Here is a 19,143-nt window from a genome sequence, read left to right as displayed (position 1 = left end):
CGTGGCTTAAGCGGCGAGCGGCTGATAGCCCTCGTTCTCGCCATAGGCCTCCTCGCGATAGAGGCCGAGCGAATGCATGACCGGCAGGTCGTTGAACGAGAACAGGCAGGCATCCTCCTTGTCCGACGCATTGGCATGCTCGTGGATTGCCCATGATGGGACGCAAAAGATGTCGCGCTCCTGCCAATCGAAGCGCTTTCCATCGACGATGGAGTAGCCACTGCCTTTGGCGCACTGATAGATAAAACTTCCAGTGTGGCGGTGCGCCTTTGTCCTCTCTCCCGGCCGCAGCAATTGCATGCTGGCCCCGATCGTCTGCATCACGGGACCGCCCGTGACTGGATTGACGTATTTCATCAGGACGCCGTCATAGGGCGAAGCGTCGGTTGCCATGGCGTACTTGGTCAGCGCCTCGTAGGTCGGCTCCCATTCATACTTGAAGAGCGGCGAGTAGGGTTTCGACCAGGTGCCTGTAGCAGGTAGTACGCCAGGAGCGCCGTAGGTGTGGGTCGAGTCGTCGATCTCATAGGTGACCTTCTGCCTCAGGTCTGGATGGACGGTGAAGAAGTTCGCCTCGAGCGCGTTCATCAACGGAATGTCCAGCCCATCCTGCCAGATGCAGGGGCTGCCGTCGGCCGACACGCCATGCTCGTGCCAGGCGCCATTCGGCGTGAGGACGAAATCGTTGCGGCGCAGCGTCATCTTGTGGCCGTCGACGATCGTATAAGCGCCAGACCCTTCCATGATGAAGCGTAGAGCGGAAGCCGAATGGGCATGGGCCGAAGCCGCCTCGCCCGGGTTCATCACCTGAAGGCCGGTATAGAGCCAGCCCACGGCTGCCGAAACGTCGCGACGGTTGGGATTGGACAGGTAGATCACCCGTCGGCCGGCCTTCTCTGGCGTTACCAACGCCACCGAGCGAAGGACATGTTCGCGCAGGCGACGGTAGGGCCAAAGGACCGGCACCGACGTCGACTTCGGAAACCAGGGCTCAATTTTGTTCGCCACTGTCCAGAGTGCTCCGGCGTCCAGATCCTCGAGTTCCCTGTAGTAGGAAAGCAGTTCCTGAGTGTCCCCGACGTGAGAGCGACCCGCAACATCTTCACGCATTTGACAATCTCCTCTTCATGGTCTCTGCAAAGTGACCGGCTTCCTCCCCAGCGGGGTCGTGGCCGGGACTGTCTCGGCCACCAGAGGTAATCGAGGCGGGATCGTTGCGAATCGACACTGGCTCCTGCGGCGCGGCATTCACCCGCAGATTGAAGATGTCGAAGCGCTGATAATGGCCGACGATGTCGTGCATCTGCTTTGGCTGAATGCAGCGGCTGAGATCGATGTCGGCATAAACAATGCCTTCGTCGTCGATCAGCGGTGTGCCCGCGACACGTCCATCCGGCCCTATAATCCCGGAGAATGCGCTCGACTTGCGTTTCAGTCGCGCCCGAGCATCCGGAACGATCGTTTCCATCGCAGCGATGATCTCTTCGGAGATGGTCGAGCAGGCCACGACAGTGAACAGCTTTCCTTCAAAGGAATGAGCCGCAGCCCGTAGCCGGATCGCATCGGCCATGTCGTAGTCAGGCGGTGCAACAGGCAGTGCAATGTAGCTTGCGACGTGGACCAACTCGCCCTGAGCAAGCAGAGCATAGCGCGCAAGCGTATTGGTGTTCTCGCCGCAGGCCAGCCCGGCGAGCGGACCGATCGCGGTTTGATGAACCAAGAGCGAAGAACCATCGCCGTTGGTCCAGGTCAGCTTCTCCGCCCAGGTCGGAACGAGCTTCCTGTGCCGGCCCAGCAGCCTTCCGTCAGGGCCGATGAATAGCAAGGTGTTGTACATGGCGCCCCAACTGATCGGGCTACGTTCGTTGACGCCGATAACGACATGAACACCGTGCTCGCGTGCGGCCGCGACAACGTCGCCACCTCCGGACGGTCGATTAATATGGAGGCTCGCGAAAGCCGCTCGAACCATGCGCTTCCCGTTACTGGGTCAGTGATCCAACTCCAATAAGGATACCCAGGAACGAACACCTCCGGAAAGGCGACTAGCGAAGCGCCGTGCCGCGCCGCCTCCCCGATCAGGTCCACCGCTTTCAATATCGTCTTTGCGCTGTCCAGGAACTCCGGTGAGGCCTGGATGGCGGCGGCGCGAAATACAGGGAGCATTTGTGAGCCTACACTTTGTACAATATTACTGTAAATAAACAACGATAATGAATTGGAGTCAAGTTCTCAGACCGCTCGCGTCTAACGCGGCAGCGCGAGAGAGTTCGCGCAGCGGCCATGCAAGTTGCACGGTTCCCTCCTGAAGTGGATGGTGCGCCAGCGGGAAAGATTGGCGCAGGCGCCGTTTTGGCGGATTGACAGGGACGGCTTATATACAATAATGCTGAATTAGCACATCATTATTAAACGCCGGTGAGGCGTCGGAGGAGACGGTAGAGCATGTCGGACGCCAAGCTCACAGATCAGCAGTTCAGTTACGTGAATCACCTGCAACTCGAGCAGTTGCTTTCAGTGATGCGGCAGATCACGCCACATCCCGAGGAGCACATTTTCATCACCACGCATCATGCGCTGGAGATCTGGTTCAAGCACCTGATCTTCGACATGAAGCGGATTATCGAGCACTTGTCTGCGGGCGAATTGACAAGGGCGAACTGGCTCCTGAAGCGGGCCGCCGAAATCATGAGGCTGGCGGAAGGGCATTGGACCGTTCTCGAAACTATGTCCGCGGCGGACTTCCTAGAGTTTCGGAGCTATCTCACCGGTGCCTCGGGGATGCAGTCCCGGCAGTTTCGCGAACTGGAGGTCATGTGTGGACTCTGTGAGACAGCAGGAGAGGCTTACCGCCAGCGCGTGGCCAAAGCTTGGCCCGGTCTCGCCGAGGGCTACCCGATAACTTTGCGCAAGGCGTTCTTTGCCGCCGTCGGAAACTCGGACCACTCACTCGTCGAGATCTACCGCGATAGATGGAAGCTCTTCGAACTTTTCACATTGGCCGAAAACGCATTTGAGTTTGATCGCCGCTTCCTGTCCTGGCGACATAGCCACATTCTGATGGTGCGGCGCCAGATAGGAATGCGCACCAAAGGAACCGGCGGAACTATCGGTCAGGACTATCTCGCTTCGACCGCCAACTTTCTGTTTTTCCCCGAGCTTTGGGAGCTTCGACACGAGTTGACGCTGAGCGCCGGCGGGGAAGTGGGCGGCACTGCAGGCGGCCGATTAACGAGCGCACCGTCCGGGCGCTGATGATCGGACGATCTATGAGGAACTGAGCCAATGAATTGGAGAAGAACCAGCCTCTGGGGCACGATCGCGATTTCGCTGACAGCCATGTTTGGCGACGTCGCGCATGCGGACGAAGTCGCAAAAATCGGGATAGCGCAATTCGGGCGCCATCCGCAGCTCGATCTCATCACCGAGTCGTTCAAAGAAGAGTTGAGCAAGCTAGGGCACCAGGAGGGGAAAAACGTCTCCTACAATTTGAAGCAGGTGCTTCGACCCTTCCCTTGTTCCACAGATGATCGGCCGGCTGCTTTCTGAGAAACCGAATTTGATCCTGACTATCACTACTCCGGTCAGCCAAGGGGCCAAAGCGATCTTGCAGAACACCGATGCGGTTGGCGTGTTTGCCGCAGTGAGCGATCCGGTTCAGGCAAGCCTTGTTCAAAGCTGGCAAGGAGGCGACAAGAACATGACCGGCGCCTCGGACCTGCAAGACATCGACGCCGTGCTCAATTTCACTCACGAACTGCTGCCGGACGCCAAGTGGCTGGGCGTCCCCTACAACCCGGGTGAAGATAACGACGTCGCGGTGCTACGGATCATTAAGGATCTGGCGCCCAGATATGGCTTTAAGGTGGTCGAGATCGGCGTCGAAACGGTCAACGACATTCCGGTGCGAATCTCCGCGTTCAAGGGTCGCGCTGATGTTCTGTACGTCATGACGTCCAATCTGCTGCAATCATCAGAGCCCGCCGTGGCGGCTGCAGCGCAGTCCGTTGCAATTCCGGTCATCTCGGCAAATGACGCAAACGTGCGCACAGATAGTTTCCTGGCTTCGTTTGCGGTCGATTACGCCAGCGTCGGACGGCTCGCTGCGGATTTGGCTGCACGTATTCTCAAGGGCGAGAAACCGGAAAACATCCCGGTCGCCAAACCGGCCCCGAAGGACCACAAGCCGGTGATCAGTGCCAGGCAGATGGAGAAGTTCGGCCTCAAGCTCCCAGCCTCCCTCTCATCCTGCAACTGCATGGTCGACTGAATCATCCGCGCCGGGTGACCGGTTAGGGCTGCCTCGGTGCGTGGTCAGAGTAAGGGAGGAAGAAATGCTAGCCATCAGAGGCATCGACAAGAGGTTCTTTGCTGGGACGCTTGACGAAAAGCATGCGCTTAAGGGCGTAGATCTTACGCTCAACGAGGGCGATTTCTGCTGCGTCATCGGCAGCAACGGCGCTGGAAAGAGCACACTGTTGAACGGTGTTGCAGGCAAGATCATTCCCGACAAGGGATCGATCCGGATAGATGACCGCGACGTCACCGCGATGCCAGTGCATCGGCGCTCGCGCTGGGTCGCCCGTGTCTTCCAGGATCCCATGCTGGGTACGGCGCCGGAGATGACAATCGCAGAAAACATGCTCATGGCTGAACTGCGCCCTCGACCCGCGCGGTTCACACTCGGACTGAGCCCAACCAGACGTGACGCCTATCGAGAAAGGCTAAGGACGCTCCGGCTCGGGCTCGAGGACCGGCTCGACGCGAAGGTATCACTGCTTTCAGGCGGACAAAGACAATCACTGTCGTTGCTCATGGCCGTCATGGCGCGGCCCAGGATTCTGCTCCTCGATGAGCACACCGCTGCGCTCGATCCGAGAACGGCGCAACTCGTTCTCGACATCACCTTGGACGCCGTCGAACGCAACAAGCTGACAGCGCTGATGGTGACTCATGACATGGATATGGCGATCCGCTGCGGCAACAGGCTGGTGATGATGGAAGCGGGCCAGATCATTTACTCGACTTCGGGCGAAGCAAAGAGACAGCACACTGTCTCTGATCTTATCGATCGCTTCCACACCAAAGACGACAAGATACTGCTGGCAAGTTGAGGGCACCATCATGACGGCGTTCTGGAGCTTTTACGACCTCATTCCGATCACTCTGGCGCAAAGTCTCATCTATGCGTTTGTGGCCTTAGGGATCATGCTGCCTTTTCGTATCCTCAACTTTCCGGACATGACAGCGGAGGGTGCGTTTCCTCTTGGCGGCAGCATCTGCGCAGCATTCCTAGCAAGCGGGCTGTCCCCCATGGTGGGCATGGCAGTGGCGGCTGTGGGCGGGGCGCTTGCCGGCGCTAGCACCGCAATCATTCACCTGCGCTTTCGCATCAATTCGCTGCTGGCAGGCATTCTGGTGATGACCATGCTCTACTCGCTCAATCTCCATATCCTCGGTCGACCGAACGTCGCGTTGTTCAAATACCCGACCTTGTTTAACAGCATTGCATACTTCGGTCCGGGCTCCCTTGCGGGAAAGATCGTTGTGCTGAGTCTTCTCGTCGCGACGGTCTTCTTCCTACTCCTCTACCTATTGCTGACGGAGCGTGGCGTGGGTGTCCGCGCCGCCGGCTCGAACCCGGAGATGGCTGAAGCTTATGGTGTCAGCGTTGGTTCGATAACCGTTGCCGGCGTCGCGACAGCGGGTGCCTGCTCTGCTTTTGGTGGATCGCTCCTCGTGCAGTCGCAGGGCTTCGTCGACGTCGGCATGGGTATTGGCGTTCTCGTCAACGGCCTCGCCTCTCTCATCATTGGCGAAAGCTTGCTAGGGCGACGTCGCGTCATAAATCAACTGGCCGCCCCGGTCGTCGGATCAATCCTCTATCCGCAGATGGTGTCGGTCTGTCTGGCGATTGGGCTCCCGCCCTCGGACCTCCGCTTCGCTACCGGTCTGCTGGTCCTGGTCGCGCTGGCGCTACCTATTTTGCGAAAGCGCGGAACCGCACCAGCAATGCGGGAAAAGGTGAGAGCCTGACATGCAGACGCTCGATTTGGCCGCCCCTCCAGCCGAGAAAGCCGAGTTGGATCTGCAGCTTTCGCCCAGCCGCTCCTCATTGCATGTGCCAGCTATTTTTGGACAATGGCAAGCGCTGTCCGAGAAAGCTCGTCAACAGTCGGGGTCGGCTGCATTCCTGAACCTGCCCTACGGCAAAAAGACCCGACAGCGTCTCGACGTTTTCACCAATGGCGACAGGAAGGGGGCGCAGCTTCGTCCGGTCCATGTCTTTATTCATGGCGGATTCTGGCAAGAGGGCAGCAAGGACGATTTCCATTTCCTTGGGCCGGCGTTTGTTAAGGCGGGTTGGATCTACATCGCGGCAGGCTATTCGCTCGCTCCGACGGTCTCGCTTAGTGAGATCGTAGCAGAGATCCGGGAGGCCGCCGGCTATGTGAGGGCTCGTGCAGCCGACTTCGGAGGCGACCCGGCAAGGATCGTGGTCTCCGGCCATTCGGCCGGCGGTCATCTGGCGGCATGCTTAGCCCTAGCGGGCGAGGAGGAGCAAAAGCTGGCCGGAATTGTCGCAATCAGCGGCGTCTTTGACCTTCACCCTATCCGTCAGTCCTATGTGAACGACGCGATCAACATTGGGGATGACGAGGCCCGTTTGCTCTCGCCGGCACTCCGCGCCCCCATTCCCGGCACCGTAGGTCGCGTGTTAGTCGGCGCTTTGGAAAGTCCGGAATTCATTCGTCAGTCGCGTTTGCTTGTTCAGAACTGGGGCAACGCATGTGGCTCGTTGAGCTACAGCACAATCGCCGGGGCCGACCACTTCAGCATTCTTCTAGATCTCACCGACCCAACCAGCCAGGCCTTCCGCGCCGTCGCGGGCGTGGTCGACACCGCTGCCTGAGAAAAAGACATGACCGATCTTGTCGCAATGGCATACGCACTCGATGCAGCCGACCCACTGGCTCGCTATCGCGAGTTTTTTCAAATCCCCGAAGGCATGATTTACCTCGATGGCAACTCGCTCGGCCCGTTGCAGAGGGCTGTCGCGGAACGCACTTCCCTGACCGTGGGTAGGGAGTGGGGCGAGGGTCTGATCAGCAGTTGGGACAAAGCAGGTTGGATCAGGATGCCGGTAAACGTGGGCGATCGCATTGCCTCGCTGGTGGGTGTCGGTAACGGGGAAATAGCTGTCGGCGACAGCACCTCCGTGAATCTGTTCAAATGCTTGGCCGCCGCGTTACGACTACGCCCTAGCCGGCGGGTGATTCTGGCAGAGCACGACAACTTTCCGACCGACAACTATATTGTCGAAGGCTTGGCTGAGTTGTGTAGGGACGTCGAGATTCGATTTTTCCCGTCGACAGACCGGATCGCGGACCACCTTGCGGACGATGTCGCAGTGGTGTTGCTCAGTCACGTTCATTACCGGACATCCAAAATACAGGACATGGCGGGGGTGACCCGCGAAGCCCACGCGCGCGGTGCGCTGGTCGTTTGGGATCTTTCGCACTCGACCGGCGCAGTTAAGGTGGAACTGGCAAAGTCGGGAGCCGATTTTGCGGTTGGCTGCACGTACAAGTACCTCAACGGGGGTCCGGGTGCGCCAGCCTTCGTTTGGGTCGCACCGTCACTGGTGAGTTCGGTATCACAACCCCTCACGGGCTGGATGGGCCACAGTCGCCCCTTCGACTTCATCCCGGAATACGAAGCAGGCGCAGCGATCAAACGCTTCGTTTGCGGTACGCCGCACGTGCTGAGCCTTTCTGCCCTGGATGAAGCCTTGAAGTTGTGGACCGAAGTGGATCTCGACCACGTCTTCGAGAAGTCAAGGCGCATGACCGAGTTGTTCATTAAACTCGTAGAACAGGAGTGCATCCAGTTTGGGCTGGAGTTGCAGTCGCCGCGCGACGCAAGCGCACGAGGCAGCCATGTCTCGTTCCGTCTGAGCTATGGCTATCCAGTGATGCGGGCGCTGGCGGCGAATGGCGTCCTCGGGGACTTCCGCGCTCCCGACACTATGAGGTTTGGGTTCGCACCGCTTTACCTGCGATATTCCGATGTCGCTGCGGCCGTGGCGAGGCTGAGGACAATCCTGACCAACAAACTATGGGATGTCGACACATTCAAGGTCAGTGCCGCTGTGACTTGAACTTGTTGTTTCCGTGCGTCCAACTGTCGGCGCGGAAGGCCGGAGATGGGCTAGCCGCCCTAAAGTTTGCCATCCTCGCTGCGGCTAACATCAACCTCATCTCTCCTGCTGAAGGAGAAGTTAGGTCCAGGAGGGAGTGCAAACCCAAAGTTTTCCCGAAGAGGAGACTAGTCTCTGGAGCCTGACGGTATTCTTGATTTTCGGTTGATCAGGTGTGCCTTGGCCTCGACAGAGCACGGCAGTTTCCGCCGCGCGGCCGATGCGCTGAACCTGCAGCAATCGAGCGTGAGCAGGGGTGTGCGGAGCCTTGAGCATCGCGTTGGCGCGCAACTTTTTGGCCAACGCCCGCGAGGCGAGCGATTCCTCCAGGAAACCAGGCAGTCTAATTGGCGCGCGACTTGCCCACGCCCCTTCTTTGAGACGCGGCCGGTACAAGTCGCCATTGGTCAAGAGGTCGAGAAAGCCTCCTTAAGCTCAGGGACATGCGCAGGTCGTGCAATGCATCGCGTCTTTCAGAATTTTATCGATCTTCTGTCCACCGCAGAAGATCTTCAGGACTTTTCCAATGCGATGGCGGACACAGCGACCGCTCTGGATCTGTCCTGCTTTGCTTACCTCGCCTTGCAGCGTTCAGAAAACGACGAGCCTCGCCTAATTTCCACGTATCCGTCGCGGTGGACGGCGCGTTATCTGCGTAACAGTTATCAAATGATCGATCCTGTCATCAGAGAGGCGCTTCAGACCCCCGAACCCTTCCGCTGGGGAGGTGATTTCCGATCGAGATTGACTTCGATGGCGCAGCAGCAACTCTTCGATGAGGCTGCGCAATTCGGAATCCGGTTTGGATTTACCGTCCCAATTCACGATGGGCACGGTCCAATCGCTGCACTGACCTTTGCCGTCGACGCGAAACGGCCGCAATTCGAAAGGTGCATTGATTCGCATGCGCGGGTTCTTCAGCTTATGGCGATGCATTTCCATGCCCACGTTCGCCGCAAGCTCGCGAACGAACGTGCTATAAAGGGCATACGCTTGTCTCCTCGGGAATTCGAATGCTTGGAATGGGCTTCACAAGGGAAAAGCGCTTGGGAGATCGGATGCATCCTCGGCATCTCGCGCAACACAGCGGCATACTACCTAGAAAACGCGAAGGAAAAGCTGGGTGTTCGAACGATCGCCCAAGCGGTGACGCGCCTGGCCGCTGCAAATAAAAGCAAGCAGAAATAGGGCATGCCTCCCCTACAACTACAGGTAATGATTCGCGTCAATAATCTCGCTTCAAAGAGGTGATGAACACCTTTGGAGGGATTATGATTCAGCTGATCACACCATCTTCTTATGGAGAGTTTTCCGACACTCTCGTTGAGATGCATCGGTTGCGGCATCGTGTTTTCAAGCTGCGCATGGCATGGGAAGTTCAGACCAGTGGCGAAATGGAAACCGACGATTTCGATGCGCTGCATCCCCACTACCTAGTTCAGGTAGGTGAAAACGGCCAAGTGCAAGGTTCCGTTCGTCTGCTTCCAACGCTTGGCCCGACCATGCTTCGCGATACTTTTCGCGCACTTATCGAAGGCAACCCCGCGCCCTCGACCCCTCTCGTTTGGGAAAGTAGTCGATTCGCAATCGATGTTGCTGCGGATGCCCCGAAAGGAGATCACGCGATCACTCGTGCCGCTTACGAGCTGTTTGCGGGAATGGTCGAGTTCGGGCTCTCACGACAACTCACCGACATCGTTACCGTCACGGATATCCGAATGGAGAGAATCCTTCGACGAGCCGGCTGGCCTCTGCGACGCATCGGCAATCCTTCGACGATCGGCAACACCCTTGCCGTGGCCGGTTACCTCGCGATTTCGCGCGATATTCTGGCCAGCCTAAGAAAGGCCGGCGGTCTTTCGACACCGGTCCTCTGGACACCGGTAATCTTCGCAGCCGCCTAGAAGCGGTCATGCCAAACGAGCGATATGCACGTCCCCGCCTTGAGCGGGGTCGCCGTATCTTGCCGTCTGCTACTGAACCATGAACATGACCGAAACTGAGATCAGGAATAATCAGCGAAACTCAGCGAGAGCTATTGATCTGCAACAGCTTCGGCTCGCGGTTGCCGCTTGTGACTACGGAAGCTTTCGCCGAGCGGCAGAAGCGCTTTCAATCAAGCATAACGCGTTCAGCCGTGCTGTCGGTCAGCTTGAGCACCTCGTGGGAACTTCACTGTTTGAGCGCTCAAGCGGAGGAATCAAGCCTACGTTGACCGGCCGCGCAGTCTTGCGCGTTGCACGGCTAATCCTGGAGCAGGTGGACATGCTCGTTGACATCGGAAAGTCCGGTGGTCGCGGCGATACTGGGCACCTTGTCGTCGGTTTCTTCACGTCTATGTCCGCGGGCAATTTGCGAGCGACGATAGGTGAGTTCAAGAAGCTGGTCCCAGAGCTCGAACTGGCGACGTCGGAACGCTCCCGCTTCCGTCTGATGAATGCCCTCCGTAATGGAACCATCGACGTTGTCGTTGGCCCCGGACGTCTACCTTCAAAGGATACAAGGTCTCTATTGCTCTGGAGTGAACGCATCCTCATCTCGTTGCCGCAGGATCACTGCCTGGCAGCACGCGAGATCATCTATTGGACCGATTTGCGTAACGAAAAGATCCTGCTAAGTGAATATGATCCAGGAAGAGAGCTCGAGGATCTCTTGATTTCGAAGCTCGTGTTACCCAACGATCGGCCGAAGGTAGAACGTCATGACGTAAGCCGTGGCATCATCAAGAGTCTGACGAGTTTGGGCATAGGACTCAGTCTGGCTATGGAATCGGATATTGGTGCAAGCTTCGCCGGCCTTGTGTACCGAGAATTGCAGGACGGAACGGGACCAAGCCGGCTGGACTTCTATGCGCATTGGCGCGACGACAATGAGAATCCGGCTCTGAAGCGTTTCCTCAATCTGTTAGCAGAACGCTATCCCTCGCCTCCGCCGGCTCTCGGGGTGTGACCGGCTCGTCTCGCTTTTGCAAATCCGCGGTCCGTGGCCATAAAGCGCGCCAGCATGGGCGCGATCAGTTTTGCGGGCTCGATGCGCTGCCCACTTTCGCGTGTCAAGGCCTCTGCATAGGCGACGAGATCTTGATGCACTGACGCTGGAAGTTCAGTGGCGACCTTGACCGGCTTGTCATCGGGCAGCGCTCCTATTCTGAGCTTGGGCATCCCCTATCCTCCGTAAGGTGCAAGTATGAGGTCACGATTGACGACAACGCGAACTGGGAAACCCGGTCGCACGGTCAGTGTGGGCTGAATGTTGAGGCCGCGCCGAACTACCTGCTGCCCGCTCTGGTTCAGTGAGCCCGAGGCGCCGTGCCGCAATGCTTGGATTATGGAGCTGTCGTTGCTGTTCGTATCCGAGCCAGCCCCCAGTTCGGTCCCGACCGCTAGAAACGTCGATAGGGCCGCGGCTTTGAAGAGTTCGCCCCAATGGTTGTCTACTTGGTCTTCGAGGCCTGCATATCCCGCAGTGTCTGCGCCTGGCTGCCGCTCGAGAACGATTGAACGTCCATTCGGCATTATCAGCCGGGTCCAGACCAGCAGAACGCGCGGCTGGCCGAAAGTGACCTGGCTATCATAGACCCCGATGAGGCGCGCTCCTTGGGGCACAAGCAGAAAGCGGCCGGTCGGAGTGTCAAAGACATTCTCGGTTACCTGCGCCGTGATCTGGCCCGGCAGGTCCGATCGTATCCCGGTGATCAGGGCTCCCGGAATGACCGTCCCGGCCTGCACGATATATGGTGAAGCCGGCCTCGTGATGCGGTCAGGGCTGACCGTGCGACGGTCCACGGATGCGTTCACGAAGGCAAGCTTCCGGTCTTGACCGTTCTGCACAAATCCGTCATCGCCCGTGCTCGACGCGTTCGGCGACGTCACGCGCTCGCTTCCAGGAGCCGCAGCAGCGGACGGACGCACTTCTCGACCATTGGTCGAAGCGAACAGGTGACTGATGCGAGCTGCTTCGGTCTCTTGATCCCGCCGCTGCTGGTCCGGATCAGTACCGATCATCGGCGACTGGCCTTGAGCGGCAAGTATCGGTCGACCGAGGTCCCCGGGGAGTGGCGGACCAAGCTGCGGGATTGGCTGGCGCGGAACGCCAGCATAGTCCTTTGGCAGCGTCGTAATGCCGTCGGCAATATTATGGTGGTCAGTGCTGTAAAGCTCATCGGCCGCTTGATTACGGGAGCGAGTGCTCTGTAGCGACCACAGGACCGCTCCGCCGATGACAAGCAGGGCAACCGCGCTCCCCCCGGCCAAGACCTTCCGCGACAGCCGCGTCACGCGCGGATGCTCTGCTCTCAAGCGGAAGCTCCTGGACTGTTCCTCCGGTGTAGCCGGCGGAGCAGCTTGCTGGTGATCGGCTTCATTCCGGGTATTCATGACGACGGCCTCCCGTCAGTCCTGACAATCCTAACCTTCTGCTGGTGTTCACCGCCAAGCCGCAGTTCGGCGGCCGCAAACAGCCGATCGACGATCAACACGTTGCCGTAGGCGCGATAGTTGACGAGTTCGGTCTTGCCGTCTGGACCGATGACGAAGAGGGGAGGCATCTCGCCCTGCGCGATGCCTTGCGGGAACTCGACGTAGACCTTGCGGCCATCGTCATATGCGGCGAGCGGCCGCCAGGGAGGACTGTCCCCTTCGACGGCATAGCGTGAAATGCGCTGCGCCGGTTCCGGAAGAACGGGCTTCAGAGCGACCGAACGCAATCGTTCGCGTACGGTTTCCGGATAGTACCAGGCAACAGACGGCATGTATGGCCGATCGCGGGAGCGTAGTTCGATCAGGTACGTCCGCCGATCGGTATTGACGACGAGGTTGGTCTCGATCGAAGCTCGGGTCGGCTTGACCAGGATATGGACGCGCCGTGCGTCGCCGCTCCCGCTCTCGGTATCGCCCACGACCCAGCGTACGGTATCTCCGGCCGCGATCGGCCCTGATCCCGTCAACTGTTCTCCCTCCTCGAGCGCGATATCCGTGATCTGCCCCGGTGCGGCGTAAATTTGATAGAGCGCCCCGGGACTGTAGGCGTAGATTTGCGCCGCGTTGAAATACCCCCGCTTGCGCGGTTCGACCCGGGCTGCGCTGTTTGCGGTCTCAACCCGGCTCACGGGTTCAGCGTCTTCCTTCCCTGCCGACTTGCCCCCGAGCGCCGGCTTCCAGAGGGGTGGAACGTGAAGCGGTCGCGATCTGTCGTCGGGAGCCACTAGCGTCGCTGGTACCGGAGGAACTTCAGCGTCATAGCTGATCTCCGGTGGAATGTAGGTCGCGCACCCACCGAGCGCAGACGAACAAAGCAAAAGAGCTGACAGAAATGCACGCTTCGAGCTCACGAACTCGGGCCAAACCGCATCGATCCTGCTTTGCTGGAGAAAACGTCTTGAATGATCGTCAAACGGCGTCTTGGTCACTGACTCAACTCCTTTGACCAGTTGATGGCGCGGACGTAGACGCCAAGCGGATTCTTGCGCAGGCGTTCGGCATAGCGCGGCGTCTCGATTACGATCGTGAGAATTGCCGTCCAGCGTTCGGTCGAACTCAGCGACCCGTTGTCGTAGGTGCGCTCGGTCCACGCGACCCGAAAGCTTTCCGACGACGCCCGAATGACGCTCGAGACGTCCACTGAGATTTGCACCTTGCCCAGCTTGGCAAAGGGGTCATTGTTGCGCGCGTAGTCGTTGAGCGCAGCGGCGCCGCGATCGGTCGTAAAATCATAGGCGCGGAGCCAGTCTTGGCGCAGAACGATGCCGTCGGCCGGCAGGCCCCTGACATCCTCGATAAAGCGCGCCAGATGGTAGGCGATCTGCGCATCAGTGGGCTGATAGTCGATGTTGGCCGGCGCAACCCTTTGGGCCTGGCCGAGATGATCAACTTCGACCACCCACGGCGTGATCGAGCCCTGGCTCGATTGCCAGACAAGGCTACTTGCGAGACCAGCCGATAGCATCAAGCAGCCGAACGCCATCAGGCGCCAGTTCTTGGCTTGCACGCGCGCTGACCCAATGCGTTCGTCCCAAACCTGCGCGGCCTTTTGATAAGGCGTAATCGGCTCGGGCATGCGCCCGTAGTGGATTGATGATCGTTTGAACATCGATGGTTGCCCCTGATTATCGAGTGATCGGTTTCAAGTCGTGCGACAGAAAGATTTGAGGCCCTGCTGTGCGGCGGAGTGCAGTGATGCGTCTCAGCGTTCTCCTTCGGACAAATCAACGGAGGAGCCGCCGCCACCATGATCGCCCGAGCGGACGGCGTGGCCAGCAGCCGAGGCACCATGCCGAATGGTCTGAGCACGCTTCATGCGGCGAGCCCAATCAGGCTGACCTTCGGCCGAGGTGCTTGTGGCCTGCTCGCCCGCTTGACCGTGCCGGAAGGCAGCCGCTGCTCGACGCAAAGGACTCATCGCAGCCGAGGCGCCAGCCTCCGCGACGCCAGCAAGGCCGCCGCTTCGGTAGGCGGCTGATGCTCCGCTTATGACAGCTCCGCCACCGCGCGCGGCGCCTGCAACCGCGCCGCCAGCGAGACCAGCGCCACCGGCGGCGACACCTGCGCCGGCCGCAACGATGCCGCCGGCAGCAAGGCCTGTTCCAATCGCGGCTCCCGCGCCGAGTTGGGGTCCGCCCGACACCAGGCCGTTTGCGATACCCGGACTGAGGATACCGAGGCCCAGCAAGGAAAGCGCCGCGAGCACCAAGGTCATCGCGTCTTCGATGGTCGGTTGTGCACCACCGAAACCAGCTGTGAATTGCGAGAACAGGGTTGAGCCGATGCCGACGATGACGGCCAGGACCAGGATCTTGATGCCAGAAGATATGACGTTGCCCAGAACGCGCTCGGCTGCGAAGGCGGTCTTGCCAAACAAGCCAAAAGGAATGAGAACGAAGCCGGCCAGCGTCGTGAGCTTGAACTCGATCAGGGTGACAAAGAGCTGGATCGCCAGAATGAAGAAGGCGAGCAGCACCACGGCCCACGCGAACAGGAGGACAACGATCTGAACGAAATTCTCAAAAAAGCTGATGTACCCCATCAGGTTTGAGATCGAATCGAGGAGCGGTCGGCCGGCATCAAGTCCGACTTGTGCGATCTTTCCCGGCCGCAGGAAATCCGCTGCAGACAAGCTTGCGCCCGATGCCTTCAGTCCAAGACCGGCGAAGCTCTCGAAGACGATGCGCGCCAGGTTGTTCCAGTTGCCGATCAGGTAGGCAAAGACGCCTACGAAGAGCGTTTTCTTGACGAGGCGCGCGATGATGTCCTCGTCCGTTCCCCAACTCCAGAACAACGCTGCGAGCGTTATGTCGATCGCAGCAAGGGTTGTTGCGAGATATCCGACCTCGCTCCCCAGCAATCCGAATCCGTTGTCGATATAACGCGTGAACGTTTCAAGGAACTGGTCAATGATCCCCGTGCCAGTCATGGCTTGCTCGCCTCAGGGGTCGCCAGGTTCGGATATCCCTGCGGGATCCGGCTTTGATCTTTTGGACCGAGCACCACGCCGGCAGCGGAATCGTCGCGGCCTGGAATTGCGGCACCGTCTTTCTTGCCAAAGAAGCGACGGCGGTTTTCGGCCCAAACTTGCTTGCAACGCTGATAACTCTCTGCTTGCTCCGCAGTGACGCTGCGGCAGCGCGTGAGGTCTGAGCTGGTTGCGTCTGTCGTCTGCTTGGCTTTCGGCTGCGGCGGACCGTCTCCGCCGCGAAGCTGAATCGTGCAGGCAGTGACGACCAACACGCCAATTGTCGTAAGCAGCGACAACGCCTTGAATGCCGGTATGTCGGTCATCAGTGGAACATCTGCACGTTGGATGATTGATAGCCCTGTCCTGGCGTGAGAAACCGCCGGAGCTGTTCGCGTCCCTGATCTTGGGCCGCGGCGCGCTGCGCGGCTTCGAGATTCCGGGCCCTGCCCTGTGCCGTCACGACAGCAATGAGGTCGGCGAGCTGCTGCGCGTTCAGCGCGAGAATCTGATTGCCGGCCTGCATTGCTTGCAGGGCACCGCTGGCGCCCTGACTTGATGTTACGAGCGCGGACATCTGGATGCGGTTGGTGTCAAGGTTGCCAACGATGCCGGCCTGGACGCGAAGCGCGTCCTGCGTTGCGGCATAGGAATTCTGCCAGCGCGATTGAGCATTGGAGATCAGCAACTGATCCGACTGGCTGCTGGCGGCTGGCGCGTAGCTCGTCGAGAAGGCATGATCGATCTGCTGGACGTCATAGGCAATGCGCTGCGCCTGGGCCAGCAATTGCTGAGTCCGCTGGATCGAGGATTGCAGTTGCTGCAGCGACGAATACGGCAGGCTGGCCAGGTTCTTGGCCTGATTGATCAGCATCTGCGCCTCGTTCTGCAACGAGGTGATCTGATTGGTGATCTGCTGGAGCTCTCGTGCGGCGGTCAGGACGTTCTGGACGTAGTTGTTGGGATCGAAGACGATCCATTGGGCTCGCGCCGGCACCGTGGCATCGAGCATCAGCGCGACGGCAGCAGCAGCCGCCAATAGGCCAGGACGCCTCATAGCGATTTCTCCAGATTGACGAGATTGGGTATCAGGTCGAGAGCCCAGGCGACGCCACGGTGTTGGAGCCAAGCCGGGACAAAGCCGTCAGGGCCATGTTCGGCGAGGAGTTGCGCTATGGCAGCCTGATCTGTCTTGGAAGAAGCTGCCGTAAAGGCGAGCGCGACTTCACCAAGCCCAAGTTCGAACATGCGGTTGCCCCGGCTCGACTGGCAGTAGTAGTCGCGCTTCGGCGTTGCCCGGCTCAGAAGTTCGATTTGGCGATCGTTGAGTCCGAAGCGGCGGTAGATGGCGGTGATCTGCGGTTCGATCGCCCGTTCGTTTGGCAGTAACAGACGAGTTGGGCAGCTTTCGATGATCGCCGGCGCTATGGCAGAGCCATCGATATCCGAAAGCGATTGGGTCGCGAAGATAACGGACGCATTCTTCTTGCGAAGCGTCTTAAGCCATTCCCGGAGTTGCCCCGCAAAATCATCGTCATCGAGGGCAAGCCAGCCTTCATCGACAATAAGTAGTGTAGGCCGGCCATCGAGACGATCACCAATGCGATGGAAGAGATACGCCAGCACCGCCGGCGCAGCACTCGTTCCGATCAAGCCCTCGGTCTCAAATGCCTGGACCGACGCCTCGCCGAGGCGCTCGATTTCGGCATCAAGTAACCGGCCTGAGGGTCCGCCCAGGCAGTAGGGTTGCAAGGCGCGTTTCAGAGATTTTAATTGGAGCAGGACTGAAAGGCCCGTCAGGGTGCGCTCCTCCCTCGGCGCCGAGGCGAGTGACGTCAGCGCCGACCACAGGTGATCCTTGACTTCTGGAGTGATCTCGATCTTTTCCCGTGCGAGAATCGCGCCGATCCATTCCGTCGCCCAGCCTCGCTCAACGGAATCGTCGATCCAAGCCAACGGCTGAAGGGCGATGGGGTTTTCGCTCTCGTCGGACAGTGCGCCGCCGAGATCATGCCAGTCGCCGCCCATGGCGAGCGTGGCCGCCCGGATTGAACCGCCAAAATCGAACGCAAATACCTGGGAGTCCGGGTAACGCCTGAACTGTAATGCCATCAGCGCAAGCAGGACTGACTTGCCAGCACCCGTCGGTCCCACCACGAGGGTATGGCCGACATCACCGACGTGGAGCGAAAACCGGAACGGCGTTGATCCCTCGGTCTTGCCGAACAGAAGCGGCGGCCCCTTTAAGTGCAGATCCCTCGCTTCTCCCGCCCACACGGCCGACATCGGAATCATATGAGCGAGGTTCAGGGTCGAAACAGGCGGCTGCCGCACGTTGGCATAGACATGCCCGGGCAGGCTGCCGAGCCAGGCTTCGACGGCATTCACCGTCTCGATCATGCACGTGAAATCGCGGCCCTGAATGACCTTCTCGACCAGGCGGAGCTTTTCATCGGCGGCATTGGGATCGCGATCCCAGACGGTAACTGTCGCCGTGACAAAGGCTTGTCCGATCTGATCGGACCCCAGTTCCTGCAACGCCGCGTCGGCATCAAGCGCCTTGTTGTGGGCGTCGGTATCGAGCAGCGTCGACGCCTCGTTGGTCATGACCTCCTTGAGGATGGCGCCGATGGACTTCCGCTTGGCAAACCACTGACGTCGGATCTTGGTGATAAGTTTGGTTGCATCAGTCTTGTCGAGCATGATCGCCCGGGTCGACCAGCGATACGAGAACGCCAGGCGGTTCAGGTCATCCAGAATCCCCGGGGTCGTGGCGCCCGGAAAGCCAACTATCGTCAGGACCCGAAGATTAGCTGAGCCCAACATCGGCTCTAGCCCGCCGGTCAGCGGCTGGTCGGCCAACAGCGCATCGATGTACATGGGAATCTCGGGCACTCGAACCCGATGACGCTTGGTCGAGATCGTTGAATGCAGATAAGTCAGCGTATCTTGATCATCGAGCCAGGCGCATTCCGGCATGAACCCTTCGAGGAGGCCGAGCACGCGGTTGGTTTGGTCGACAAACCCGCGCAGCACCTCCCGGGCATCTGCTCCAACGGTGCGGTCGCGACCTTCATAGAGCAATCGCTCCGCCTTAGCCGCTCCCTCCTCCGGAGGCAGAAAGAGGAAGGTTAGGAAGTAGCTGGACTCGTAATGAGCGGCCGCCTCCTCGAACTGAGCTCTGCGCTCGGCATCGACCAGCGCAGACGCGACATCCGGAAATGTACTCGGAGGATAGGACCCAGCAAAATGACGTTGCGCCTCAACAAATACGGCCCAACCAGATCCCAGACGGCGCAAGGCATTATTCAAGCGACCGGCGACGCCGACAAGTTCAGCCGGTACCGCGCTGTCGAGGTCAGGCCCCCGGAACTTTGCCGTCCGCTGGAACGAGCCGTCCTTGTTCAGGATGATTCCCTCGTCGACGAGTGCTGCCCAGGGCAGGAAGTCGGCAAGGCGCGTGCTGGAATGGCGATATTCGGCGAGATTCATCATGA

At 59.3% G+C, this 19,143-nt stretch carries 20 protein-coding genes and 1 pseudogene; 10 read left to right on the top strand and 11 right to left on the bottom strand.

Annotated features, from left to right (window positions below; genetic code table 11):
• Positions 1-6: 6 nt before the first annotated feature.
• From I6F12_RS34905 to I6F12_RS37420, 3 genes and pseudogenes are all read right to left on the bottom strand, one after another.
• On the bottom strand, positions 7-1,110 hold the full coding sequence (locus I6F12_RS34905; protein WP_225158356.1) for a cupin domain-containing protein: 1,104 nt from the start codon (positions 1,108-1,110) through the stop codon (positions 7-9).
• Entirely contained in the window at positions 1,103-1,972 is an 870-nt protein-coding gene (locus I6F12_RS34900; protein WP_275970699.1) for a carbon-nitrogen hydrolase family protein, read from the bottom strand. Before I6F12_RS34900 ends, I6F12_RS34905 begins: the two co-directional genes overlap by 8 nt.
• Before the next feature lie 83 nt (positions 1,973-2,055).
• Positions 2,056-2,166, bottom strand: a pseudogene (locus I6F12_RS37420) (carbon-nitrogen hydrolase family protein); the annotation flags it as partial.
• Between the two features lie 279 nt (positions 2,167-2,445).
• On the opposite strand from I6F12_RS37420, the gene I6F12_RS34895 reads away from it, so the two are divergent.
• The 10 genes from I6F12_RS34895 (at position 2,446) to I6F12_RS34845 (ending at position 11,149) form a co-directional block, all read left to right on the top strand.
• Positions 2,446-3,255, top strand: a complete 810-nt coding sequence (locus I6F12_RS34895; protein ID WP_225158355.1) for a tryptophan 2,3-dioxygenase family protein — start codon at positions 2,446-2,448, stop codon at positions 3,253-3,255.
• A 30-nt stretch (positions 3,256-3,285) separates the two neighbouring features.
• Complete coding sequence (locus I6F12_RS34890; RefSeq protein WP_225158354.1) at positions 3,286-3,549, top strand: hypothetical protein; 264 nt, start codon at positions 3,286-3,288, stop codon at positions 3,547-3,549.
• The gene (locus I6F12_RS34885; protein ID WP_225158353.1) at positions 3,527-4,270 is read left to right on the top strand and encodes an ABC transporter substrate-binding protein; all 744 of its coding nucleotides are present in this window, start codon (positions 3,527-3,529) and stop codon (positions 4,268-4,270) included. Before I6F12_RS34890 ends, I6F12_RS34885 begins: the two co-directional genes overlap by 23 nt.
• A gap of 64 nt (positions 4,271-4,334) precedes the next feature.
• Positions 4,335-5,114: an ATP-binding cassette domain-containing protein gene (locus I6F12_RS34880; RefSeq protein WP_225137015.1), complete on the top strand. Its 780-nt coding sequence runs from the start codon at positions 4,335-4,337 to the stop codon at positions 5,112-5,114.
• A 10-nt stretch (positions 5,115-5,124) separates the two neighbouring features.
• Positions 5,125-6,036 (top strand): ABC transporter permease, encoded by a 912-nt coding sequence (locus tag I6F12_RS34875; RefSeq protein ID WP_225137017.1) that lies wholly within the window; start codon positions 5,125-5,127, stop codon positions 6,034-6,036.
• A gap of 1 nt (position 6,037) precedes the next feature.
• Positions 6,038-6,913, top strand: a complete 876-nt coding sequence (locus I6F12_RS34870) for an alpha/beta hydrolase (protein WP_225137019.1) — start codon at positions 6,038-6,040, stop codon at positions 6,911-6,913.
• Between the two features lie 9 nt (positions 6,914-6,922).
• Positions 6,923-8,161, top strand: coding sequence for a kynureninase (gene kynU / locus I6F12_RS34865; RefSeq protein ID WP_225158352.1), 1,239 nt, complete (start codon positions 6,923-6,925; stop codon positions 8,159-8,161).
• 498 nt (positions 8,162-8,659) lie between these two features.
• Positions 8,660-9,388 (top strand): LuxR family transcriptional regulator, encoded by a 729-nt coding sequence (locus I6F12_RS34855; protein WP_225137068.1) that lies wholly within the window; start codon positions 8,660-8,662, stop codon positions 9,386-9,388.
• 83 nt (positions 9,389-9,471) lie between these two features.
• A complete protein-coding gene (locus I6F12_RS34850; RefSeq protein WP_225137023.1) occupies positions 9,472-10,104 on the top strand; it encodes an acyl-homoserine-lactone synthase in 633 nt (210 codons plus the stop codon).
• An 85-nt stretch (positions 10,105-10,189) separates the two neighbouring features.
• A complete protein-coding gene (locus tag I6F12_RS34845; protein WP_225137025.1) occupies positions 10,190-11,149 on the top strand; it encodes a LysR family transcriptional regulator in 960 nt (319 codons plus the stop codon).
• On the opposite strand, the gene I6F12_RS34840 is transcribed toward I6F12_RS34845, so the two are convergent.
• From I6F12_RS34840 to trbE, 8 genes are all read right to left on the bottom strand, one after another.
• Positions 11,116-11,361 (bottom strand): DUF2274 domain-containing protein, encoded by a 246-nt coding sequence (locus tag I6F12_RS34840; RefSeq protein ID WP_225137027.1) that lies wholly within the window; start codon positions 11,359-11,361, stop codon positions 11,116-11,118. The two genes, I6F12_RS34845 and I6F12_RS34840, sit on opposite strands and share 34 nt — an antisense overlap.
• A 3-nt stretch (positions 11,362-11,364) precedes the next feature.
• Complete coding sequence (locus tag I6F12_RS34835; RefSeq protein WP_225137029.1) at positions 11,365-12,576, bottom strand: TrbI/VirB10 family protein; 1,212 nt, start codon at positions 12,574-12,576, stop codon at positions 11,365-11,367.
• The gene (trbG, locus tag I6F12_RS34830) at positions 12,573-13,607 is read right to left on the bottom strand and encodes a P-type conjugative transfer protein TrbG (protein ID WP_225158351.1); all 1,035 of its coding nucleotides are present in this window, start codon (positions 13,605-13,607) and stop codon (positions 12,573-12,575) included. The genes I6F12_RS34835 and trbG overlap by 4 nt, the downstream gene beginning before the upstream one ends.
• Entirely contained in the window at positions 13,604-14,287 is a 684-nt protein-coding gene (gene trbF, locus I6F12_RS34825) for a conjugal transfer protein TrbF (RefSeq protein ID WP_225158350.1), read from the bottom strand. Before trbF ends, trbG begins: the two co-directional genes overlap by 4 nt.
• A gap of 93 nt (positions 14,288-14,380) precedes the next feature.
• Positions 14,381-15,607, bottom strand: coding sequence for a P-type conjugative transfer protein TrbL (gene trbL, locus I6F12_RS34820; RefSeq protein ID WP_225158349.1), 1,227 nt, complete (start codon positions 15,605-15,607; stop codon positions 14,381-14,383).
• Positions 15,604-15,972 carry a putative entry exclusion protein TrbK-alt gene (gene trbK-alt / locus I6F12_RS34815; protein WP_225158348.1) on the bottom strand — a complete coding sequence of 123 codons (369 nt, stop codon included), beginning with the start codon at positions 15,970-15,972 and terminating at the stop codon, positions 15,604-15,606. Before trbK-alt ends, trbL begins: the two co-directional genes overlap by 4 nt.
• Complete coding sequence (gene trbJ / locus I6F12_RS34810) at positions 15,972-16,703, bottom strand: P-type conjugative transfer protein TrbJ (RefSeq protein ID WP_225137036.1); 732 nt, start codon at positions 16,701-16,703, stop codon at positions 15,972-15,974. The genes trbK-alt and trbJ overlap by 1 nt, the downstream gene beginning before the upstream one ends.
• Entirely contained in the window at positions 16,700-19,141 is a 2,442-nt protein-coding gene (gene trbE / locus I6F12_RS34805) for a conjugal transfer protein TrbE (RefSeq protein ID WP_225158347.1), read from the bottom strand. Before trbE ends, trbJ begins: the two co-directional genes overlap by 4 nt.
• Positions 19,142-19,143 lie beyond the last annotated feature (2 nt).

Source organism: Bradyrhizobium sp. IC4059 (genome assembly GCF_020193615.1).
In the GTDB taxonomy this organism is placed as follows: Bacteria; Pseudomonadota; Alphaproteobacteria; order Rhizobiales; family Xanthobacteraceae; genus Bradyrhizobium; species Bradyrhizobium yuanmingense.
The sequence above is the reverse complement of the archived record's forward strand: the minus strand, read 5'-3'. Positions and strand labels throughout refer to the sequence as shown.